Source organism: Pseudorhodoferax soli, assembly GCF_003337555.1.
GTDB lineage: Bacteria > Pseudomonadota > Gammaproteobacteria > Burkholderiales > Burkholderiaceae_C > Pseudorhodoferax > Pseudorhodoferax soli.
In genome coordinates this window covers 201,323-221,985 of sequence record NZ_QPJK01000003.1, presented here as the reverse complement: position 1 = coordinate 221,985, position 20,663 = coordinate 201,323, and the positions used below count along the sequence as shown (strand labels likewise).

The 20,663-nt window shown below is 70.2% G+C and carries 21 protein-coding genes; 8 read left to right on the top strand and 13 right to left on the bottom strand.

Annotation, left to right across the window (positions count from 1 at the left end; translation table 11 throughout):
• Positions 1-2: 2 nt before the first annotated feature.
• The 8 genes from DES41_RS12715 to DES41_RS12680 form a co-directional block, all read right to left on the bottom strand.
• Positions 3-953 carry a sugar ABC transporter substrate-binding protein gene (locus tag DES41_RS12715; RefSeq protein ID WP_114468021.1) on the bottom strand — a complete coding sequence of 317 codons (951 nt, stop codon included), beginning with the start codon at positions 951-953 and terminating at the stop codon, positions 3-5.
• A 293-nt stretch (positions 954-1,246) separates the two neighbouring features.
• Entirely contained in the window at positions 1,247-2,518 is a 1,272-nt protein-coding gene (fahA, locus tag DES41_RS12710) for a fumarylacetoacetase (RefSeq protein WP_114468020.1), read from the bottom strand.
• A 13-nt stretch (positions 2,519-2,531) separates the two neighbouring features.
• On the bottom strand, positions 2,532-3,518 hold the full coding sequence (locus DES41_RS12705; protein WP_245965682.1) for a Bug family tripartite tricarboxylate transporter substrate binding protein: 987 nt from the start codon (positions 3,516-3,518) through the stop codon (positions 2,532-2,534).
• A 27-nt stretch (positions 3,519-3,545) separates the two neighbouring features.
• Entirely contained in the window at positions 3,546-4,856 is a 1,311-nt protein-coding gene (gene hmgA / locus DES41_RS12700) for a homogentisate 1,2-dioxygenase (protein ID WP_114468019.1), read from the bottom strand.
• A gap of 10 nt (positions 4,857-4,866) precedes the next feature.
• Entirely contained in the window at positions 4,867-5,823 is a 957-nt protein-coding gene (locus DES41_RS12695; protein WP_114468018.1) for a Bug family tripartite tricarboxylate transporter substrate binding protein, read from the bottom strand.
• A 27-nt stretch (positions 5,824-5,850) separates the two neighbouring features.
• Positions 5,851-6,054 (bottom strand): DUF2783 domain-containing protein, encoded by a 204-nt coding sequence (locus DES41_RS12690; RefSeq protein ID WP_114468403.1) that lies wholly within the window; start codon positions 6,052-6,054, stop codon positions 5,851-5,853.
• A gap of 11 nt (positions 6,055-6,065) precedes the next feature.
• Complete coding sequence (locus DES41_RS12685; protein WP_114468017.1) at positions 6,066-7,718, bottom strand: FAD-dependent oxidoreductase; 1,653 nt, start codon at positions 7,716-7,718, stop codon at positions 6,066-6,068.
• A 24-nt stretch (positions 7,719-7,742) separates the two neighbouring features.
• The gene (locus DES41_RS12680; RefSeq protein ID WP_114468016.1) at positions 7,743-8,702 is read right to left on the bottom strand and encodes an MBL fold metallo-hydrolase; all 960 of its coding nucleotides are present in this window, start codon (positions 8,700-8,702) and stop codon (positions 7,743-7,745) included.
• A gap of 106 nt (positions 8,703-8,808) precedes the next feature.
• On the opposite strand from DES41_RS12680, the gene DES41_RS12675 reads away from it, so the two are divergent.
• Complete coding sequence (locus DES41_RS12675; RefSeq protein ID WP_114468015.1) at positions 8,809-9,669, top strand: IclR family transcriptional regulator; 861 nt, start codon at positions 8,809-8,811, stop codon at positions 9,667-9,669.
• Between the two features lie 198 nt (positions 9,670-9,867).
• Here the strand turns inward: DES41_RS12675 and DES41_RS12670 are convergent, their stop codons facing one another.
• Positions 9,868-10,377 (bottom strand): hypothetical protein, encoded by a 510-nt coding sequence (locus DES41_RS12670; RefSeq protein ID WP_114468014.1) that lies wholly within the window; start codon positions 10,375-10,377, stop codon positions 9,868-9,870.
• 167 nt (positions 10,378-10,544) lie between these two features.
• Between DES41_RS12670 and DES41_RS12665 the strand changes: the two genes are divergently transcribed.
• Positions 10,545-11,258 (top strand): response regulator, encoded by a 714-nt coding sequence (locus DES41_RS12665; protein WP_114468013.1) that lies wholly within the window; start codon positions 10,545-10,547, stop codon positions 11,256-11,258.
• Positions 11,259-11,284: 26 nt separating this feature from the next.
• Complete coding sequence (locus DES41_RS12660) at positions 11,285-13,207, top strand: sensor histidine kinase (RefSeq protein ID WP_170168167.1); 1,923 nt, start codon at positions 11,285-11,287, stop codon at positions 13,205-13,207.
• A gap of 33 nt (positions 13,208-13,240) precedes the next feature.
• Here DES41_RS12660 and DES41_RS12655 read toward each other — a convergent pair whose 3' ends face one another.
• Positions 13,241-13,861 (bottom strand): glutathione S-transferase, encoded by a 621-nt coding sequence (locus DES41_RS12655; RefSeq protein ID WP_114468402.1) that lies wholly within the window; start codon positions 13,859-13,861, stop codon positions 13,241-13,243.
• Positions 13,862-13,976: 115 nt separating this feature from the next.
• Between DES41_RS12655 and DES41_RS12650 the strand changes: the two genes are divergently transcribed.
• The gene (locus DES41_RS12650; RefSeq protein ID WP_114468011.1) at positions 13,977-14,879 is read left to right on the top strand and encodes a LysR substrate-binding domain-containing protein; all 903 of its coding nucleotides are present in this window, start codon (positions 13,977-13,979) and stop codon (positions 14,877-14,879) included.
• Between the two features lie 30 nt (positions 14,880-14,909).
• The gene (locus DES41_RS12645; RefSeq protein ID WP_114468010.1) at positions 14,910-15,263 is read left to right on the top strand and encodes a hydroxyisourate hydrolase; all 354 of its coding nucleotides are present in this window, start codon (positions 14,910-14,912) and stop codon (positions 15,261-15,263) included.
• A 4-nt stretch (positions 15,264-15,267) separates the two neighbouring features.
• Here DES41_RS12645 and DES41_RS12640 read toward each other — a convergent pair whose 3' ends face one another.
• From DES41_RS12640 to msrA, 3 genes are all read right to left on the bottom strand, one after another.
• The gene (locus DES41_RS12640; protein WP_114468009.1) at positions 15,268-17,346 is read right to left on the bottom strand and encodes a TonB-dependent receptor; all 2,079 of its coding nucleotides are present in this window, start codon (positions 17,344-17,346) and stop codon (positions 15,268-15,270) included.
• A gap of 81 nt (positions 17,347-17,427) precedes the next feature.
• Positions 17,428-17,748, bottom strand: a complete 321-nt coding sequence (locus tag DES41_RS12635; protein ID WP_114468008.1) for a hypothetical protein — start codon at positions 17,746-17,748, stop codon at positions 17,428-17,430.
• Between the two features lie 7 nt (positions 17,749-17,755).
• Entirely contained in the window at positions 17,756-18,286 is a 531-nt protein-coding gene (gene msrA, locus DES41_RS12630) for a peptide-methionine (S)-S-oxide reductase MsrA (RefSeq protein ID WP_114468007.1), read from the bottom strand.
• Between the two features lie 99 nt (positions 18,287-18,385).
• Between msrA and DES41_RS12625 the strand changes: the two genes are divergently transcribed.
• From DES41_RS12625 to DES41_RS12615, 3 genes are all read left to right on the top strand, one after another.
• Positions 18,386-19,165 (top strand): YdcF family protein, encoded by a 780-nt coding sequence (locus tag DES41_RS12625; RefSeq protein WP_114468006.1) that lies wholly within the window; start codon positions 18,386-18,388, stop codon positions 19,163-19,165.
• 75 nt (positions 19,166-19,240) lie between these two features.
• Entirely contained in the window at positions 19,241-19,942 is a 702-nt protein-coding gene (locus DES41_RS12620) for a TetR/AcrR family transcriptional regulator (protein ID WP_114468005.1), read from the top strand.
• A gap of 32 nt (positions 19,943-19,974) precedes the next feature.
• On the top strand, positions 19,975-20,661 hold the full coding sequence (locus DES41_RS12615) for a protein-L-isoaspartate O-methyltransferase family protein (RefSeq protein WP_114468004.1): 687 nt from the start codon (positions 19,975-19,977) through the stop codon (positions 20,659-20,661).
• Positions 20,662-20,663: the final 2 nt, after the last annotated feature.

The window sequence follows — 20,663 nt, the reverse complement described above, 5'->3', positions numbered from 1 at the left end:
GCTTACTTGCTATCCTTGGTGACAAGGACCACGTCGGTCTTGATCTGCGCGGGCATGCCGCTCTGCGGCGTCTTGGCCGCCAGCGCCTTGAGCGCCGTCTCGATGCCGAACACCGCCTGCTTGGCCGCGAACTGGTCGGCCGTGGCCAGCACGCGCCCGTCTTTGAGCATGGGCTTGATCGCGCTGATGTTGTCGTAGCCCACCACGGCCACCTTGCCGGTCTTGCCTGCAGCCTTGACCGCTGCCACCGCGCCCAGCGCCATCGAGTCGTTGCCCGCCAGCAGGGCCTTCAGGTCCGGGTGCTCGCGCAGCATGCTGGAGGCCACCTGGTTGGCCTTGTCGATCTCCCACTGGCCCGACTGCACGCCCACCACCGTGATGCCGGCCGCCTTCATCGCATCCTGGTAGCCCAGCGTGCGATGCTGCGCATTGAAGGTGGTGGACACGCCTTCGATGATGCCCACCTTGTCGCCGCTCTTGAGCGTCTTGGCCAGCGCATCGCCCACCAGCTTGGCGCCGGCGCGGTTGTCCGGGCCCACGAAGGGCACGGACAAGCCCTTCTCCTTGAGCGCTGCCTCGTCCAGCCGGTTGTCGATGTTCACGACCAGCACGCCCTTGTCGGCGGCGGCCTTGATGGCCGGCACCAGGGCCTTGGAATCCGCGGGGGCGATCACCAGCGCGTCGACCTTCTGGGCCACCATCTGCTCGACGATGCGGATCTGCGCTGCCGCGTCGGTCTCGTCCTTGATGCCGTTGGCCACGAGCGTGTACTGCTTGGCATTGGCCTTCTGGTGGGCCTTGGCGCCTTCCTCCATGGTCAGGAAGAACTCGTTGGCCAAAGACTTCATGACCAGGGCCACCTTGGGCGGAGGGCTTTGTGCCAGGACCGGCGTGGCGGCCAGGACGCCGGCCAGGGCCAGCGCGGTGGTGAGGGTGCGGCGGGTCGAACGCATGGATGTCTCCTTCGGTGGTGCGTGCAGGACAGGGGCGGAAGTATAGAGACGGAAACGTTTGCGCAAACGTTTGCTAAACAGCTGTCACATTGGGACTTTCCCGCGTTGCACCGGCGCCGCCAAGGCAGTGCGTGGGCGCAGTTCTGTGGCGCTGAACCCGTTCCGCGAGCCGTTCCTCGACGGTTCCGCGGCCGAATGCCACCCGCTGTATGTCGCCGCGTCAGGGTGGACGGCGGGCTTGCGAAAGCCCGCCAACTTCGCCGCATCCCCGGGCGGGGGATGCGCCGCCCGCCTCAGCCGATCACCGTGCCGCGCGCCTCGCCCAGGCCGATGCGCACGGCGCCTGCGCGTTCGCACCAGCCGCGCAGGATCAGGGTGTCGCCGTCCTCCAGGAAGCTGCGCGTCTCGCCGTTGGGCAGGCTGATCGGCTGCTTGCCACCCTGCGACAGCTCCAGCAGCGAACCGGCCTCGCCCGGTGTCGGGCCCGACAGCGTGCCCGAGCCGAGCAGGTCGCCCGGGTTCAGGTTGCAGCCGTTCACCGTGTGGTGCGCGACGAGTTGCGCGGCCGTCCAGTAGGCGGCCTGCGTGGTGTTGCCACGCGTGAGGCGCACGCCCTCCTCGCCCGCCGCGCGCATCTTGGCGGTCTGCAGCCAGACCTCCAGCGTGATGTCCAGCGCGCCCTGCGCGCGGTTGGCCGCGCTGTCCAGGTAAGGCAGGGGCTGCGGGTCGCCCGCGGGCCGCGTGAACGGTGCGCGGAACGGCGCCAGCGCTTCCATGGTCACGATCCAGGGCGAGACCGTGGAGGCGAAATTCTTGGACAGGAACGGGCCCAGCGGCTGGTATTCCCAGGCCTGCAGGTCGCGCGCCGACCAGTCGTTGAACAGGCCCACGCCGAACAGGTGCGCCTCGGCCGAGTCAATGCCGACCGGCTCGCCCAGCGCATTGCCCTGCCCCACGAAGTAGGCCAGCTCCAGTTCGTAGTCGAGCCGCTTGCAGGGGCCGAACGTGGGAACGGCCGCATCGGCTGCCTTGGTCTGGCCTTGCGGGCGCTTGAACGCGGTGCCGCTGACCATGATGGAACTGGCGCGCCCGTGGTAACCGATGGGCACCCACTTGTAGTTGGGCAGTAGCGGGTTGTCGGGCCGGAACTGCTTGCCCACGGTCGTGGCGTGGTGCACGCTGGTGTAGAAGTCCGTGTAGTCGCGCACCTCGCAGGGCACCGTGTAATCGCACTGCGCTTGCGGCACGAGCGCCTGGGCCCAAGCCGCTTGCTGCGCACTGCCTTCGGCCAGGCCGGCGGACAGGCGCTCGCGCAAGGCCCGGCGCTCGGCGGGCGTAGCGCCCATCAGCGCGTTCATGTCGGCGTGGGCGACAAGGCCTGCGGCCTTCAGGTCCAGCACCTGGTCGCCGATGGCCACGCCGATGCGGAAGGCCTCGGCGCTGCCGGCCGGGCGGAAGCGGCCGAACGGCAGGTTCTGGATCGGGAAGTCGCAGCCCGCCACGTTGGCGGAAGCGACCCAGCTGCGCAGCTGCGGGGCGTGGGTGGTGTCGGTGTTCATCGTCATCGGGATTCCTGTGTCAATCGACGCTCATGGCGGCCTTGCGGGCGACGTCGCCCAGGCGCTGGTATTCGGATTGGGTCAGCTGGGTCAGCGCCTCGGCGCTGGAGCCGCGCGGGTTGAAGCCGGCGGCCAGCAGCTTGTCCTTGACCTCGGGCATGGCCAGCGCCGTCGTGAACGCCTTGTTCAGCGCCTGCACCACGGCCGGCGGCAGGTTCGCGGGACCGTAGACGCCGAACCAGGGGTCGACCGCATAGTCCTTGAGCCCGGTTTCCGCAATGGTGGGCACCTCGGGCAACGACGGTGAGCGGGCGGCCCCGGCCACGGCCAGCGCGCGCAGCCGGCCCGCCTGGATGTGCGGCAACGAGGCCGGCAGGTTGTCGAACATCACGCCGACGGTGCCGCCCAGCAGATCGGTGATGCCGGGGCCGCTGCCCTTGTAGGCCACGTGCGTCAGCTCGGTGCCCGTCATCTGCGCGAACATCACGCCGGACAGGTGCATCGACGTGCCGGCGCCGGCCGTCGCGTACGGCAGGCCGGGCGACTTCTTCGCGGCGGCGACCAGATCGGCCACGCTCTTGATCGGCGACGTGGCGGGCACTTCCAGCACGATGGTCGAGGTGCCGAGCAGGCTGATGGCGGTGAAGTCCTTGCGCGGGTCGAAGGCCATGGACTTGTAGACATGCGGGTTCAGCGCATTGGTCGAGATCGCGCCGAAGCCGATGGTGTGGCCGTCGGGCGCCGACTTGGCGACCAGGTCCATGCCGATGTTGCCGCCGGCCCCGCCGCGGTTGTCGATGACGACCGGTTGGCCCAGCAGCTCGCCCACCTTCTGGCCGACGGTGCGGGCCACCAGGTCGGTGGTGCCGCCGGCCGCATAGGGCACGACGAAACGGATCGGCTTGGTGGGGAAATCCGCCGCATGCAGCGTGCTCGCGGACAGGGCAATGCAGGCCGCCAGCAAGCCCAGGTGGCGGCGGCGCGATGCGATGGAAGGATGGGGCAAGGTGTGTCTCCGTTCTTCAGCGGATCGTCATGGTTTGAATTGGTCCTTGAGGCCAGCCCAGCAGTCGGCGTAGTCGTGGTCCAGCGGCGCGGTGTTCAGCGCCCACGCGGTCGGGATGAAGCGGTAGCGGCTTTCGAACATGAAGGCCAGCGTGTTGTCGAGTTTCTGCGGCTTGAGGTCCACGGATGAGGCCTTCTCGAAAGCCTCCTCGTCCGGACCGTGCGGCACCATGGCATTGTGCAGGCTGGCGCCGCCGGGCTTGAAGCCGCCGGGCTTGGCGTCGTACTCGCCGTACACCAGGCCCATGAACTCGCTCATGAGGTTGCGGTGGTACCAGGGCGGACGGAAGGTGTCCTCCATCACCAGCCAGCGCGGCGGGAAGATCACGAAGTCGCAGTTGGCCGTGCCGGGCGTGTCGCTGGGCGAGGTCAGCACCGTGAAGATCGACGGGTCCGGGTGGTCGAAGCTGATCGAGCCGATGGTCATGAAGTTCTTGGTGTCGTACTTCACCGGAGCCAGGTTGCCGTGCCAGGCCACGACGTTGAACGGCGTGCCCCGGGCCGGCGCGCGCCAGAAGCGCCCGCCGAATTTCTTGATGAGCTCGTAGGGGCCGGCGGCCTCCTCGTAGGCCGCCACGGGCGCGAGGAAGTCGCGCGCATTGGCCAGGCCGTTGGAGCCGATCGGCCCCAGCTCGGGCAGGCGGAACTGCGCGCCGTAGTTCTCGCAGACGTAGCCGCGCGACAGGCCCGCGCCAGCGTCGGTGTCCGGCAGTTCGACCTTGAAGGCCAGGCCGCGCGGCAGCAGCGCGATCTCGCCGGGTGCGACATCGAGCACGCCCAGCTCTGTCGTGATCAGGAGCCGGCCCTGCTGCGGCACGACCAGCAATTCGCCGTCGGCATTGACGAACGCGCGCCGGCCCATGGATTTGCCGGCCACGTAGACGAGCGAGCCCACGCCGGTCTGCGCGTCGGCATCGCCATTGGCGGCCAGCGTGCGCATGCCGTCGACGAAATCGAGCTCCGCGCCGTCCAGCGGCATCGGATGCCAGCGCAGGGGTTCGGGCGCCAGTGCGATCTCGCGGTCGCCGCCCGTGGTCCACAGCGGCTGGGCATAGGGCTGGTAGCGCCCCGCGACCACCGAAGGCTGGCGCCGGTACATCCAGCTGCGCCGCTGTTCGTGGCGCGGCGCCGTGAACGCCGTGCCCGAGACCAGTTCGGGGTACAGATCGTGCGGCGCCCGCTGCGGGCTGTTGCGCCCCTGCGGCAGGCTGCCGGGCACGGCCTCGGTGGCGTACTCGTTGCCGAAGCCGCTTTGGTAGCGCAGCTGGTCCTGGGCCATGGTGTTCCTTTCAGTCGATGCGGATGTTGTTGCTGCGGATCACGCGGCCCCAGCGCTCGCGCTCCTGCTTGACGTAGGCGGCCATCTGCTCGGGCGTGCCCGGCAGGCCTTCCACGCCCAGCGCCTCGTAGCGCGCCTTCACGGTCGGCGAGGCCAGTGCCTCTTGCAAGGCTCGGCTGTAACGGGCCACGGTGGCGTCGGTCGCGCCGGCCGGCACGGTCAGGCCCTGCCAGGCATAGGCCTCGTAGCCGGAGAGGCCCTGCTCGGCCAGCGTGGGCACGTTGGGCAGGCTGGCGATGCGGGCCGCGCTGGCCACGCCGATGGCTTTGAGCTTGCCCGACAGCACGAACTGGTTGCCGCTCGCGGTGTCCACGAGCATGAACGGCACCTGGCCGCCCAGCACATCGGCCACCGCGGGCGCCGCGCCCTTGTAGGCCACGTGCGTGAGCTTCAGGCCGCCCTGCTCGCCCAGCAGCTCGGTGGCCAGGTGGTGCGGGCTGCCGACCCCTGCCGAGGCGTAGTTGACATTGCCGTTCTGGGCCTTGGCCCAGGCCACGAACTCCTTCCAATTGCTGGCCGGCACCTGCGGGCCGACCACCAGCACGAGGGGGAAGCGCGCCAGCAGGCCCACGGGCCTCAGGTCCTTCTCGGCGCTGTAGGGCAGCTTGGGAAACAGGAAGGGGTTCACGGCCAGGGTGGCGAAGTCGGCCGTGAAGACGGTGTTCTCCAGGTCCTTGGCGCGCACCGCGTACTCGGCCGCGATGTTGGTGGCCCCGCCGGGCTTGTTGTTGATGACGATGGGCGCGGCCAGTGTCTTGGCCATGGCCTCGGCCGTGGCGCGCGCCACGGCGTCGGAGCCGCCGCCGGCTGCATAGCCGACGATCCATTCGATGGGCTTGCCGGACTGCGCCGTGGCGGCGAAGGACAGGGTGGCGGCCAGCAGGCCGGTGGCGAGGAAGCGGGTCATGGTTGTCTCCAGTGGTTGTGAAAATCTTCAGGCTTCGCGCGCGGCGGCCAGGGCTTCGCGCAGCACCGGCAGTGTGCCGATCTGGTTGGCCAGCAGCAGCACCAGGCGCGCATTGAGCGCATGGCTTTCCTCGGTCGACAGGCCCTGGTGGGCGTCGATCAGGGCTTCGTAGAAGTCGTCGGGTGCGGCCAGCCGCGCGCTGGTGTCCAGGTGTTCGGGTATCGCTTGCATGCCGGTCTCCATCAGGCCCTGGCCAGGGCGCGGTCGTGGGCGGCGCGCAGGGCGGCGGCCGTGGGCCGGCGCCAGCGCGCGCAGACATGCTGGTCCGGGCGCAGCAGGTAGGTCGTGCCGTCCTGCGCGTCGTAGCGCGCTGCAGCCAGCGCGTGGGCTGCGTCCAGCGGCAGGCGCTCGACCTGCAGCGGCAGCTCGGCCGCGGTCAGCGCCCGCAGGCTGGCCTGGGCGCCCTCGCCTTCGCCGAACACCACGGCCGCGAAGCGCGTGCCCGCCAGGCGCTGCAGCAGCCAGCCATCGGCCACCGGTGCATCTGCAGCGACCGCGCCGGGCACCATGCGGCCGGCGAAACCGTCCGCATCCTCGGTGTTCAGCACCGAGCCGTGCAAGGTGGCCGGCACCGACAGCCGCCCGCTGTTGACCATCCGCCGTGCGAACTCGTGCCGGCGGGCAAGCTGCAGCACGGCGTCGCGGAACAGCCGGCTGATCTCGCTCTTGGGCGTGATGAAGTCGGTGGCGCGCGTGGAGTTCTGGATGTTCTCGTCGGCCGCCATCTCGCGTTCGCGCGCATAGCTGTCGAGCAGTGCATCGGGCGCCTGCCGGCGCAGCACGGCGGCGAGCTTCCAGGCCAGGTTCTCGGCGTCCTGCAGGCCGGAATTGGCACCGCGTGCGCCGAACGGCGAGACGCCGTGCGCCGCGTCGCCCGCGAACAGCACGCGGCCGTGGCGGAAGGCATCCATGCGCTGGCAGGCAAAGGTGTAGACGCTGGCCCATTCGAGCTCCACCTCGGCGCCCTTGAACGGCGAGGCCTCGAGCAGCGCGCGCACGCGCGGCATGATGTTCTCGGGCCGCTTCTCGACCTCCGGGTCGGCGTCCCAGCCCAGCTGGAAATCGATGCGCCAGACGCCATCGGGCTGCATGTGCAGCAGCACGCTCTGGTTGCGGTGGAAGTCCGGGTCGAACCAGAACCAGCGCTCGGCCGGGAAGTCGACCTTCATCTTCACGTCGGCGATCAGGAAGCGGTCGCGGAACACGCGGCCATGGCTCTCCTGGCCCAGCAGCTGGCGCACGGCGGAGCGCGAGCCGTCGCAGGCGGCCACCCAGTCGGCCTGCAACTGGTAGGGGCCGTCCGGCGTCTCGATGGTCAGCAGCGCGTGGTCGCCCTTCTGTTCGACGCCCGTGACCTTGTTTTGCCAGCGCACGTCGATCAAGGGCAGAGCCGCGGCGCGCTCGGCCAGGAAGCCCTCGACGTAGTACTGCTGCAGGTTGACGAAGGCCGGGCGCGCATGGCCGTCCTCGGGCAGCAGGTCGAAGCTGTAGACCTCCTCGCCGCGCAGGAACACGCGGCCGACCTTCCACGACACGCCCTTGGCGGCCATGGCTTCGCCGCAGCCCAGGCGGTCGAAGATCTCCAGCGAGCGCTTGGAAAAGCAGATGGCGCGCGAGCCGGTGGAAAGCCGGTGGTCGTTGTCCAGCAGCACCACGGGCACCTGCTGCTGGGCCAGGTCGATGGCCAATGCCAGGCCGACCGGGCCGGCACCGACGATGACGACCGGGTGGCGCGCCGGCGTGGCGGCGTGCTGGTCGGGATGGGGCTGGTAGTCGAACACCAGCTTCTGGTAGTCGAGCGGCCTCTCGGCGCCCGCGAGCTCTTGCAGCTTCATGTCGTTGTCTCCTCCGCGCGCCGCTCAGCCTTCCAGCGTCTTCCACATCTGGATATCGCGCTCGGCGGTCCAGATGCGCGGGTCGGCGTATTGCGTGGCTTCGTCGTAGCAGCGCGTCACGTCGAAGGGCATGCAGTGGTCGAAGATGACCCAGTGGCCGTACTTGGGCTTGAGCGCGGCGAAGGTGTCCTTGTAGACGGCGTTCAGGTCCTTGCCGGCGGCCACGCCCTTCTGCACGTTGGCGTAGACGTCGGCGATGAAGTCGCGCGTCTCGCGCAGGCCCTTGGCCACATCCGCTGGCGTGGTCAGCGCGGCGCCGCGGCCCGGCACCAGCGCACGCGGCTCCAGCGCGGCCAGGTTGTCCAGCGTCTTCGGCCAGTCCTTGAAGTAGGCGTCGCCGGCGTAGGGCGTGGCGCCGAACTCCACCAGGTCGCCGGACAGCAGCGCCTTCTCGCCCGGCAGCCAGACGACGGTGTCGCCCTTGGTGTGGCCGCGGCCCAGCTGCAGCAGCTGCACCTCCAGCTTGCCCAGCCAGACGGTCATCTTGCCGGTGAAGGTCATGGTCGGCCAGGTCATGCCGGCCGGCACCGTCTCCACGTTCTGGAACAGGCGCGGGAAGCGGCCGATCTCGCTGGCCTTGTCCTGCTCGCCGCGCTCGACGATCAGGTCGTAGGTGTCCTGGCTGGCCAGGATCTGCTGCGGCTGGTAGGCGCTGGCGCCCAGCACGCGCACCGCGTGGTAGTGGGTCAGCACCACGTACTTAATGGGCTTGTCGGTCACCTCGCGGATGCGGCGGATCACGTCGGCCGCCATCGCCGGCGTGGCCTGGGTGTCGGCCACCAGCACGGCGTCGTCGCCGATGACGATGCCGGTGTTCGGGTCGCCCTCGGCTGTGTAGGCCCAGGCGTGCTCGGAGATCTGGCTGAAGGTGACCTTCTTCTCTTCCAGGTCGGCCTGGGACGCGAACTTCTTTTCCGTGCTCATCGGGGTGTCTCCTGCGGGGTTGATATTTGTCAATGACAAACTGGTTTGCATTATTTCTGTTTGCACGAGTTTGTCAAATGGATTTGCGTATTGCAAACTCGCCGCCATGGACAGGACACAAGACAAGGGCCAGCGCGCGGTGCAATCGGCCGAGGTGGGCGCGCGGTTGCTGCTGGCCCTGGCGGGCCGGCCCGGCGCGATGTCGCTGAAGGACCTGGCCGCGGCGGCCGACATGCCGCCATCCCGCGCCCACCCCTACCTCGTGAGCTTCAGCCGCCTGGAGCTGATCGCCCAGGACACGGGCAGCGGCCACTATGCGCTGGGGCCGGCGGCCCTGCAACTGGGGCTGACCTACCTGCACCAACTCGACCCGGTGAAGGCCGCCACGCCGGTGGCCGAGGAACTGGCGCAGCGCACGGGCTATGCCGTGGCGCTGGCGGTGTGGGGCAACTTCGGCGCCACCATCGTGCGCATGATCGACGCGCGCCAGCCGCTGCATGTGTCCATGCGGGCGGGCACTGTGATGTCACTGCTGGGCACGGCCACGGGCCGGGCCTTCGCCGCGGTGTTGCCGCTCGAGCGGATCGAGCGCACGCTCGCCGGCCCGCTGGGCGACCCGGACCAGGCCGGCCGGCCGCTGTCGGCAGCGCAGCGCACCGAACTGCAAGATGCGGTGGAGGAATGGCGTGCACACGGGGTGGCGCGCGCCAACGGCCGGCCGATGCCGGGCGTCAATGCGTTCAGTGCGGCGGCCCTGGATCACGAGGGCCAACCCGCCATCGTGGTGACGGCACTCGGCCACCAGGACCACTTCCCGGCGCAGTGGGATTCGGCGGCCGCACGCGCCGTGCGCAGCGCCGCGGCCGAGGTGTCGCGCCGGCTGGGCTGGCCCGGACAGGCTGCTGCGCCACCGGCTCCCGCGGTGGCCGCCCGGACCGCAACGTCCCCAGCAGCCGGAAGGCGTTGATCGGCACCAGCACGCAATGCAGTGCCAGCACCGGCCAGAGATGGGCGGACAAGCCGTAGGCGATGAAGGCGGCGTTGGCCACCAGCGCCCAGCACCGCAGGCGCAGCATGTGGTGGCAGGAGAACGTCAGCAACGTGAATGCAGCGGCAGCCCAACCCAGGGCGTCGCCCAGGTACGGCATGGTGTCCATGGCCGGTCCTAGTCGTCCCAGGTGCGCACGCAGGCCAGCCGCGTGCCGCGCAACTGCACGAAGCGGTCGCGGCCGGACGCCCCCACCGCGTGGCCCTGCTCTGCCATGTGGATCGGCTGAGCTGGTCCGCCGGCCTGCGCCGGCATGAACGCGGCGGCGTACGCGGGCCATGGCGCACCTTCGATCGCGGAACCGAAGGCCAAGACGTTGTCTGCGCTGTCCGTCCAGACGATCACGGATGCCTGTACCTCGCTGCCCACCGTCGGCGCGCACTGGAACATGCCGGCCGCGCCGGCCATCTGCGCCGGCCATTCCCACAGCAGGCCATCGGCAAAGCCGTCGTCCTGTGCCGTCATGGGGTGCACCAGCGGTACGGCCCTGGGTGCGGACGACAGCGGTGCGTTGCCCGGCAGCCAGGCATGGCAAGCCAGCAACGCCACGGCGGCGAGTCCCGCGCCGACCAGCCCGGGGCGGGCGCTGCGCGGCATGGAGAGCGACGGGTTCGGCAACAGCGTCATGGCCGTCCTTCGGGAGTGGATGCAGGTTTGCCGTCGATGCTAGGGACGCCTCCTGCCTGCGTCTGTCCCAAAAACAGGTGACAGAAATCACGCATTTGCGGATTTTTTGAACGCTGTATCGGCAAAATGCAGCACCACCACCCCGGGACTGCGCCTTCGCAAGCTGTATGGACATCCCGTCTTGCCCCCCGCCGAACACCGGTCGTCCGATCCAGGTCGCGCTGGTCGAGGACGACGCCGCATTCCAGCAGGCGATGGCGGCCGCCATCGCCGCCGCGCCTGACCTCGCACTGCAAGGCTGTGCCACCAGCCTCGCGCAAGCCTTTGCCATGCTCGACCAGGCGCCCGCCGACGTGCTGGTGGTCGACCTGGGCTTGCCGGACGGCTCGGGCATCGACGTGATCCGGCATGCGCGCCAGCGGTGGCCGGCGTGCCACGCCATGGTCAGCACCACCTTCGGCGACGAAGGCCATGTGATCCGCTCGCTGGAGGCCGGTGCCTACGGTTACCTGCTGAAGGACCAGGCTCCGGGCGAACTGGTCGCGGCCATCCGCAGCCTGCACGCCGGGGGCAGTCCGGTGAGTCCGCTGATCGCCCGCAAGGTGCTGGCGCACTTCCATCCGGGCGCCAGCCCGGCCGCGCAGGCGGGCACTGCGCCTGGCCAGGCCGAACCGTCCGTGACGCTGTCGGCACGCGAGCGCGAGGTGCTGGGCCACGTCACCAAGGGCTTCACCGTCCACGAGATCGCAGGGTTCATCGGGGTGTCGCACCACACGGTGCAGACCTATGTGCGCCGCACCTACGAAAAGCTCAACGTCAGCTCCCGCATGGAGGCCATCTACGAAGCGCGGCACCTGGGCCTGCTCGGCGACCTGCGATGACGCCGGCGCGGCCCTGGCGGCAGCGCATGCACACCGACAGGGTCCGCTGGCTGCTTCCATTGCTTCTTGCGCTGTGCCCGCTGCTGCACTGCGCCGCGGCGCCGGCAGCCGATCCGCCCTTGGAGATTGCCCCCGCCAGCGCCGATGCCATCTCGCTCGCACCCCATCTGTCGGTGCTGGTCGACACCGGGCGCGGCATGACACTGGACGACGTGCAGCAGCCCGCGGCACAGCAGCGCTTCATGCCCGCCAGCGACCGGCCGGGCGCCTTGAACTACGGGTTCACGGATGCGGCGCTGTGGTTCCGCCTGCGCCTGCGCAACGGCTCTGCCGTGGCTCTCGAGCGGCTCCTGGAGATCAACTTTCCGATGCTCTCGCAGGTGGACTTCCACGCGCCCTCGCCGGCCGGCGGCTGGGACACGGTGTCGACCGGGGCCGCGCGGCCGTTCGCCACACGGGCCTACCCTAGCCGGTTCTTCGTGTTTCCCGTCACGCTGCCGGCGCACGCGGAGCAGACCTTCTACCTGCGGGTGCAGGGACACAACGGCATCGTGGTGCCGGCGACGCTGTGGGAGCCTGCCGCCTTCCGCGCGGACGACCGCGCCCAGGACCTGGTCCAGGCCGCCTACTTCGGCCTTGCGGCCGCTTTGGTCGTCTACAACCTGCTGATGCTCGTGACGCTGCGCGATGCGGTCTATTTCTGGTATTGCGTCTTCGCGAGCGCGATGGCGCTGACCATCTCCACCGTGAACGGCTTCGCCGCCGAGTTCCTGTGGCCTGCGGCTTCGTCGTGGGCCGGCATCTCGTTCAATGTGCTGTATTCGCTGGCCATGGCCGCGCAGGTCATGTTCATCCGGCGCACGCTGGACTTGCGCGCCACCGCGCCGCGCATCGACCGGGCCATGCAGGTGCTGATCGGCGCCACGCTGTCGCTGGCCGGGGGCTTCCTGGTGGCGCCGCAGGCCCTGACCGCGCCGGTCTCCGTGGTGTGGGCGATGTCGGGGCTGGCGCTGCTTGCCGTGGTGGCGCATGGCGCGGTCGTGCGGCGCCAACGCATCGCCGCGCTGCTGTGCATCGCGTTCTCCATGCTGCTGCTGGGCGGCTTCATGATCGAGCTCAAGACGCTGGCCGTGATCCCGCACAACAGCTTCACGCAGCAGGGGCTGCAACTGGGTTCGGCGCTGGAGATGCTGCTGCTGGCCTTCACGCTGGCCTACCGCTTCCACCTGCTGCGCAGCGAAGCCACGGCGGTGGTGCAGCGGTCCAACGACGCGCTGGCGCTGCACCTGCGCGCCAAGGAAGCCGAGCTGACCGCCACCCACCTGGAACTGCGCGAGAGCGACCGCCTGCAGACCCTGAGCCAGGAGCGCCAGCGCTTCATGCAGGACATGCACGACGGCGTGGGTTCCTCGCTGACCACCGCCCTGCGGGTGGTGGAGCGCGGGCACCTGGACGAGGCCGCCGTGGCGCAGGTGCTCAAGAGCTGCATCGATGATCTCAAGCTGGCCATCGATTCGATGGAGCCGGTCGAATCGGACCTGCTGTTGCTGCTGGCCACCCTGCGCTTTCGGGCCGGACCGCGCCTGGAGGACAGCGGCCTGCAGCTGCAGTGGGACGTCCAGCCGATCGCGGCGCTCGAGTGGCTGGAGCCCAAGGCCTCGCTGCACATCCTGCGCATCCTGCAGGAGGCGCTGGCCAACATCGTGAAGCATGCCGACGCCACGCGCATCACCCTGGCCACCCGCATGCAGGGCAACGAGGTGGCCGTGTCGGTGCGCGACAACGGCCGCGGCTTCCGCGTTCCACCGCCGCTCGCCGGGGCCACCGGCAAGGGCCTGGCGAACCAGCAGCGCCGTGCGAAAGACATCGGTGCCAGCGTGCAGCTGGAATCCAGCGGCGCGGGCACCTGCCTCACCCTGTTGCTGCCGGTGGACCGGCGTCAGGCCTGAAGGCAGATGGCCCCGTGCAGGGCCGTGCGCCCGTCAGGCATGCGGCCAGGCGGCGAAGGCCGGCAGCGCCTCGGCCCGTTCCGAGGCCGCACGCTGCAGCGGGAACGGCGCCTCGGGCAGGTGCTCCGGCACGAGCTGCCGCGCGAAATGCCAGACCACGGCCAGCGTCAGCTCGGCCTGCCCGACCGGCTGGCCGCCGGCTGGCTGCGGCGGCGGGCCGCGCCGCAGTTCGTCCTCCAGCGCACCGAAGCCGGCCAGCATCTGGGCATGGACCCGGTCCAGCCAGGGCTGGTGCCGCTTCTCGGGCGGGCGCACCTGCTGCTCGTAGACGATCTGCACGGCCTTCTCGCACGCGGCCAGCGCCAGGCCCGTGAGCCGCAGCGCGCGCAGGCGCTCGGCCGCCGCCGCGGGCCACAGGCTGCGGGCGGGGCCGGCCAGGCTTTCCGCATGGTCCAGGATCAGGCTGGAATCCATCAACACCACCCCCTCGGTCGTCACCAGCGTGGGCGCCTTGATGACGGGGTTGATCGCACGGAAGGCGTCCATCTGCCGGAACACCGAGATCGGCCGCGATTCGAACGGCAGTCCCAGCAGTTCCAGACCCACGGCAACGCGGCGCACATAGGGCGAGTCGAGCATGCCGACCAGCTGCATCATTTCAGTTCTCCTTCATCGGCCCGCAGCCATCTGCGGGCGAGCGGAAAATTTATCCAATAAACGCTTGGCCTACCATCGACATCTTGTTGTCGAACCCGTTAGAAAAACTGACATGAACGACCTGCCACCCATGAACGCCCTGCGCTGCTTCGAGGCCGTGGCGCGGCTGGGCAGCGTGGGCCGCGCGGCCGAGGAGCTGCATGTCACGCACTCGGCCGTGAGCCAGCAGCTGCGCCAGCTCGAAAGCCTGCTGGGCCTGGCGCTGTTCGAGCGCGAGGGCCGCGGCGTGCGCCTCGCGGAGAACGGGCGGCTCTACGCCCTGCAGGTACGCGAGGCGCTGCACGGCATCGGCGACGCCACGCGCGCCCTGCGCATCCGGCCGCGTGCGGGCGAATTGGTGGTGGCGCTGATGCCCTCGTTCGGGCAGCACTGGCTGCTGCCGCGGCTGCCGCGCTACCTGGCGGCGCATCCGGGCCGGCGCGTGCGGCTGCAGGCCAGCCTGGATCTGCAGGACCTGCGCCAGGCCGGCGCGCAACTGGCCATCCGCATGGGCCAGGGCCCGTGGGACGGCCTGGTGCAGGAGGAGCTGTTCACCGATGAACTGGTGATGGTGGCCGCGCCCGGCCTGAACGGCGGTGCGCTGTCGCGCACGCCGGCCGAGGTGCTGCAGTGCCCGCTGATCCGTTCGGCCGAGTCCTGGGCGCCCTGGTGCCAGCGCGCCGGCCTGCCCGAGCCTTCGCCCGAGGGCGGTCTCTGGATCAACGATTCCAACCTCTCGCTGGAGGCCGCACGGCTGGGAATGGGCGTGGCGCTGGAACGCCTGAGCCTGGCAGACGGCCTGCTGCGCCGCGGCGAGCTCGTCGCGCTGACCGACATCCGCGCACCCTATGCCTACCCCTACTGGCTGGTATGGCCGCAGGCCGGCGCGCCGCCGCTGGACTTCATCGCCTGGTTGCGCGAGGAAGCACAGCGCTACGCGGCCGAGCGGCAAGGCGCAGGCCCGCCGGCACGTTAGGATGCGGCGCCTCCACTCCCCGCACGCGCCATGCAAACCATTTCCGTCCACGTCGTCGATGTCGCCAATGGCCAGGTCGCGCGCAACATGCGCGTGGACGTGCTGTCCCAGGAGGGCGGGCAGTGGCGGGAGGTGGTGTCGGGCCAGGTGGGCAGCAACGGCCTGGTCGCGGCCATCGAAGGCGTGGCCGAGCCCATGGCCGCAGGCCGCTACGAGCTGCGGCTGCACGTGGCCGACTACTACCGCGCGCGCGGCACGCAGCTGCCCGAGCCCGCGTTCATGGACGTGCAGGTGTTCCGCTTCGCGGTAGCCGACACCACGCGCCACTACCACCTGCCCGTGAAGCTGACGCCCTGGGGCCTGTCCTGCTTCCGCGGCGCCTGACGCTTCAGAAGTTCAGCCGCACGCCCAGCCGCGCGCTGCGCCCTGGCAGCGGCGCCTTGGGGAAGGCGGTGGTCGTCAGCACCGAGACGGCGCTATAGGCCAACTCGTCGGTGATGTTGTCCACGCGCGCGAACCACAGCAGCTCCGAGCTGCCCAGCGGCATGCGGTAGCTCAGTGCCGCATTCCACAGCGCATAGCCGTCGGTCGCGCGCTGGCCCTCGGCCGGCACGCGGCGCTGTGCGCGCAAGAGGTCCACGCCCAGTTGCGCGCCCCAGGGGCCGCGCGCCCACGACAGCGTGCCGCCCAGGCGGGCCGGGGCGATGCGCGGCAGCGGCTCGCCGCTGTCCAGGTTGGTCGCGCGCACGAGGTCGGCGCGCCACAGGAAGTCCAGCGTGCCGACTTCATCCGCACGGCCCAGGCCGCCCGCGCCGAGCAGGCGTAGCGTGCCGTTGACCTCGGCGCCGTAGAAGCGCGCGCGCACGCCGGCGTAGCGCAGGTCGGCCAGGGCCTCTTCGGGGTCCGTCGGGTTGATCTCGCCCTCCGCACTGCGCGTGTTGCCGGTGTCCGCCAGGCCGATGTAGTTGGTGAAGCGGCTGGCATAGACGTTCAGCGCCGCCTTGTGCGGGCCGGACTGCCAGGCCAGGCCCAGGTCCACACTGTTGGACTTCTCCTTGGCCAGCGAGGCGTTGCCGGTCTCCCAGGCCGCCGTGGCCAGGTGCGGGCCGTTGGCGAAGAGTTCGTAGTCGCGCGGCGCGCGCTCGCTGTGGGCCACATTGGCCGTGAACTGCCAGGCCGGCGAGAGCTTGACGAGCGCACCGCCGGCCAGGCTCAGTGGCGTGAAGCTGCGCTCGCCGGTTTCGAAGCGCGTGACATCCGGGTCGCTGCTGCCGTCCGAGCGCACGCGCACGCGCTCGACCCGGCCGCCCAGCGTCCACTTGCCCCAACTGGTGGGCAGTTCCTCGTACACGAACAGCGCAGCCTGGCGCGTGCGGCTGGCCGGTGCGAAAGCCTCCTCGCCTTCGGCCGAGAAGCGGTTGCTGTCCAGCTGCAGGCCGACCACGCCTTCGAGCGGGCCGATCGGCCGGTGGCGGGCCTCGAGCCGCAGGTCGTTGCCCTGGTTGCGAAAGCGCGTGCCGACCTCGTCACCCTCGAACTCGGTGTGGCGGTAGCGCGTGTGGGCGGCCTGCAGCTTGATGCTGCTGAACCAGCCCGGCAACTGGCGCCATTCGCCGGCCAGCGCGTAGCGGCGCGAGCGCATGCCGATGGTGACCTCGTCTTCGGCCACGGTGCCGTAGTCGCTGCGGTAGTCGGTGACCGAGGCGCCCAGGTAGCCGTGGTCGAAGAACAGCGAGCCGCCGACCGAGCCGCTCTCGGTGTCGCTGGCGGAGTTGCAGATGCGCCGGGCCTGCTCGGCGCTGCCGGGCCTGCTGCAGGCCAGGTCGACGGGCACGGACACGTCCTCGGTGCGGCGCTTGCTGACATCCACGTGCAGCCCGTAGCGGTCGTTGCCGCCTTCGAGCAGCACGGCGCCATCGCGGCCCTTGTTGCCGGTGGACACGCCGGCCTCGGCCGCGCCCGTGATGCCGCCCGTGGCGTCGAACTGCGGCGCGCGCGGGATGCGGTTGTCGATGAGGTTGACCACGCCACCCACGGCGCTGCCGCCGTACAGCAGCGCGCCGGGGCCGCGCAGCACCTCGATGCGCTCGACGGTCAGAGGGTCGGAGGGCACGGCATGGTCGAAGCTCAGCGCCGAGGCGTCCAGCATGGCGCCGCTGTTCTGCAGCACGCGGATGCGGTCTCCGTCCAGGCCGCGGATCACCGGCCGGCTGGCGTTGGGGCCGAAGTAGGTGCTGCCCACGCCGGGCAGGCCGTCCAGCGTCTGGCCCAGCGTGCCCTGGCGGCGCAAGGTCAGTTCGTCGCCTTCCAGGCGGGTGGTGGGCGCAACGGCGTCCGGCGTGCCGAGCGGGTTGCCCGTGACGGTGACGTCCTTCAGCGTGGCGGATTCGAACTGCGCCCACACGGGGGCAAGGCAGGCCAGCGATACGGCGGCGGCAACAGCGCCGCGCGAGAAATGAGGAGACATGGAATGGCTTCGTTGAAATCGGTCGTGCATGCGGCCGCGCGCACCTGTCTTGAGACAGGCGCGCGGCCAAGAACGGGGAATTCAGCGAAGCGCGGGCGGGCCGCGGGCCTGGAACGGCGGTGGCGCCGGCGCGCGCAGCGCCGGGCTCCGGCTTGCCGGCGGCGCCGGCGCCACCACGGCAGGCAGCGCCAGCAAGGGCACTGCGGCCAGCAGATCGGCCGCGCCGGCATGGTCGTACAGCTGGCAGTCGGCTGCGGCATGGCCGGCGTGGAAATGGTCGTTGGCGCTGCCATGCACCTCGCGGTGGGCGAGCGCCAGCGTCTGCGCCGAGAGCCAGACGCCCAGCAGCAGGCCCAGCCACCACAGTGGCCGGCGCTGGAGCAGGCGCAGGCGGTGCGTCATGCGCAGTTCAGTGCTTGGCCAGGCGGCTGAAGGTCTTGCGGAACTTGGCGACCTTGGGCGCCGCCACGGCCATGCAGTAGCCCTGCGTGGGGTTCTTCTCGAAGAAGTCCTGGTGGTACTCCTCGGCCGGCCAGTAGTTGGCCACCGGCACGACCTCGGTCACGATGGGCGCGCTGCTGTGGCCGGCCAGTTCGGCGATGACCTCGCGCGCGACCGGCTCCTGCGCCGGGTTGTCCAGGTAGATGCCGCTGCGGTACTGCGTGCCCACATCGTTGCCCTGGCGGTTCAGCGTGGTGGCGTCGTGCACGACGAAGAAGATCTCCAGGATCTCGCGCAGGCTGATCTGTTCGGGGTCGAACTGCAGGCGCACGACCTCGTTGTGGCCGGTGCGCCCGGTGCAGACCTGCTCGTAGCTCGGCTTGGTCAACTGGCCGTTGCTGTAGCCGCTCTCCACGTCCAGCACACCCTGGACTTCCTTGAACACCGATTCGGTGCACCAGAAGCAGCCGCCGCCCAATGTGATGGTTTCCGTTGCCATGCTGTGCCCTTTGCCAGAAATTGCAGCCGGCATTGTGCCGTGGCGATCCACGAGAATGCCGGCCCGTCCCCGATCAACCCTGCCGCACCGCTTTCCCCCATGAACCCTGCCGAGTGGCGCCCCATCCTTTCCTCCCTGGTGCTGCCGCCGGCCGGCCCGCTGCTGTTGATCGCATTCGGCTGGTTGCTGGCGCGCCGCCGGCGCGGGGCCGGGCGGGCGCTGGGCCTGGCCGGCCTGCTGCTGCTGTGGCTGATGTGCAGCAATGCGGTGGCGGTGCGCCTGTCCGACCTCCTGCTGCCGCCCGTGGCGGCGTTGCCGCCCACCGAGGCCGTGGCCCGGCTGCAGGCGCGGCAGGTGCAGGCCGTGATCGCGCTCGGCGGTGGCCTGTACCCGCGCGTGCCCGAACTCGAGGGCCCGCAGCCCTCCGGCCAGACCGGCACGCGTGCCCTGTACGGCGCCTGGCTGGCACGCGAGAGCGGCCTGCCGCTGGGCTTTGCCGGCGGCGTCGGCTGGGCCAACGCGGGTGAGGCCGAGCACCCCGACGAAGCCGACGCGGTGGCGCGCCTGCTGGCCCGCACGGGCCTGGCGCCGCTGCGCTGGGCCGACAGCCGTTCGCGCGACACGGTGGAAAACGCCCAGAACATGGCCGCGCTGTTGCGCCGCGACGGCATCGAACGCATCGCGCTCGTCACCAGCGCCTGGCACATGCCGCGCGCCGTGCGGGCCTTCGAAGCGACGGGGCTCACCGTCCTGCCCGCACCCATGGGGTTTGCCGTGCCGCTGCAGCGGCCCGTGCTGGAGTGGCTTCCATCGACGCATGGGCTGGCCAACACCTCGGCCGTGGTGCGCGAATGGCTGGCGCTGCGCCTGGGGCGCTGAACGCCGGCGCCGGCGGCCTGCCTTGACAGGCCGATTCCGGACTGCCTACATTACTAACCGGTCAGTCATTAAGGAATGCAGAACCCGTCCGACACCCCCAGCAGCAAGGCCGCCGGCAAGCGGACCCGGCGCAAGGACGCGCGCCCGAGCGAGTTGCTGGACGCGGCGCTGGAACTGTTCGTCGAGAAGGGCTTCGCCGCCACCACCGTGGAGGCCGTGGCCGCCCGGGCCGGCGTGTCCAAGGGCACGCTGTTCCTGTACTTTCCCAGCAAGGCCGAGCTGTTCAGGGCCGTCGTGCAGGAGAACCTGGCCGCCCGCTTCGCCGACTGGAACGCCGAATACGAAGCCATGGACGGCGACAGCGGCAGTGCCGCCGACATGCTGCGCCACGCGCTGCAGTCCTGGTGGACACGGGTGGGCGCCACCAAGCTCACCGGCCTCACCAAGCTGGTGATCAGCGAGGCGCAGAACTTCCCCGAAGTGGCGGCCTGCTACCACAGCGAGGTGGTGCAACCCTCGCAGCGGCTGCTGCGCCGCGTGATCCAGCGCGGCATCGACCGCGGCGAGTTCCGCCCGCTGGACGCCGAGTACGCCGTCTACAGCGTGACCAGCGCCATTCTGTACCTGGTCATGCACAAGCATGCGATGGGCCTGCTGGCACCGGCGTCGGGCCAATTGATGCCGGAACGCTACATCGCCTCCCAGCTGGACATCATCCTGCATGGCCTGTTGGGACCGGCCCAGGCCCTGCCCTCTAGAATCCCTGCTCTGTCGTGACTCCGCGTCTCCCGCTACGCATTCCTGAACAAATGACCCCCGCCGAAATCGAACGCGCCCGTTTCAACATGATCGAGCAGCAGATCCGCCCCTGGGATGTGCTGGATGCAGCCGTGCTGGAACTTCTGGGGCAGGTGCGGCGCGAGCAGTTCACGCCGGCTGCATTGCGTGGCCTGGCGTTCATGGACACCGAGGTGCCGCTGCGCACCCCGCACGACGAGGCCCTGCGCCAGGGCCATTGCATGCTGGCCCCGCGTGTGGAAGCGCGCAGCGTGCAGGACCTGAAGCTGCAAAAGACGGACCGCGTGCTCGAGATCGGCACCGGTTCGGGCTATTCCGCCGCGCTGATGGCCAGCCTGGCCGCCAGTGTGCTGACGCTGGAGATCGAGGCCGCACTGGCAGAAGCCGCCCGCGCCAACCTGCGCGAAGCCGGCATCACCAACGCCGAAGTGCGCCACGCCGATGGCGCCCAAGGTGCCGCAGCCGATGGCCCGTTCGACGCCATCTTGCTGAGCGGCTCGGTGGCGGCCGTGCCGCCGGCCCTGCTGCAGCAGCTCAAGCCGGGCGGCCGGCTGTTCGCCATCGTCGGCGGCGAGCCCATGATGCGTGCCCAGGTCATCACCCGGGCAGGCGAAGGCCGCTTCGAGACCACCTCGCCCTGGGACGCCGTCGTGCCGCGGCTTCAGAACTTCCCGGAACCGTCGCCTTTCCAGTTCTGAGC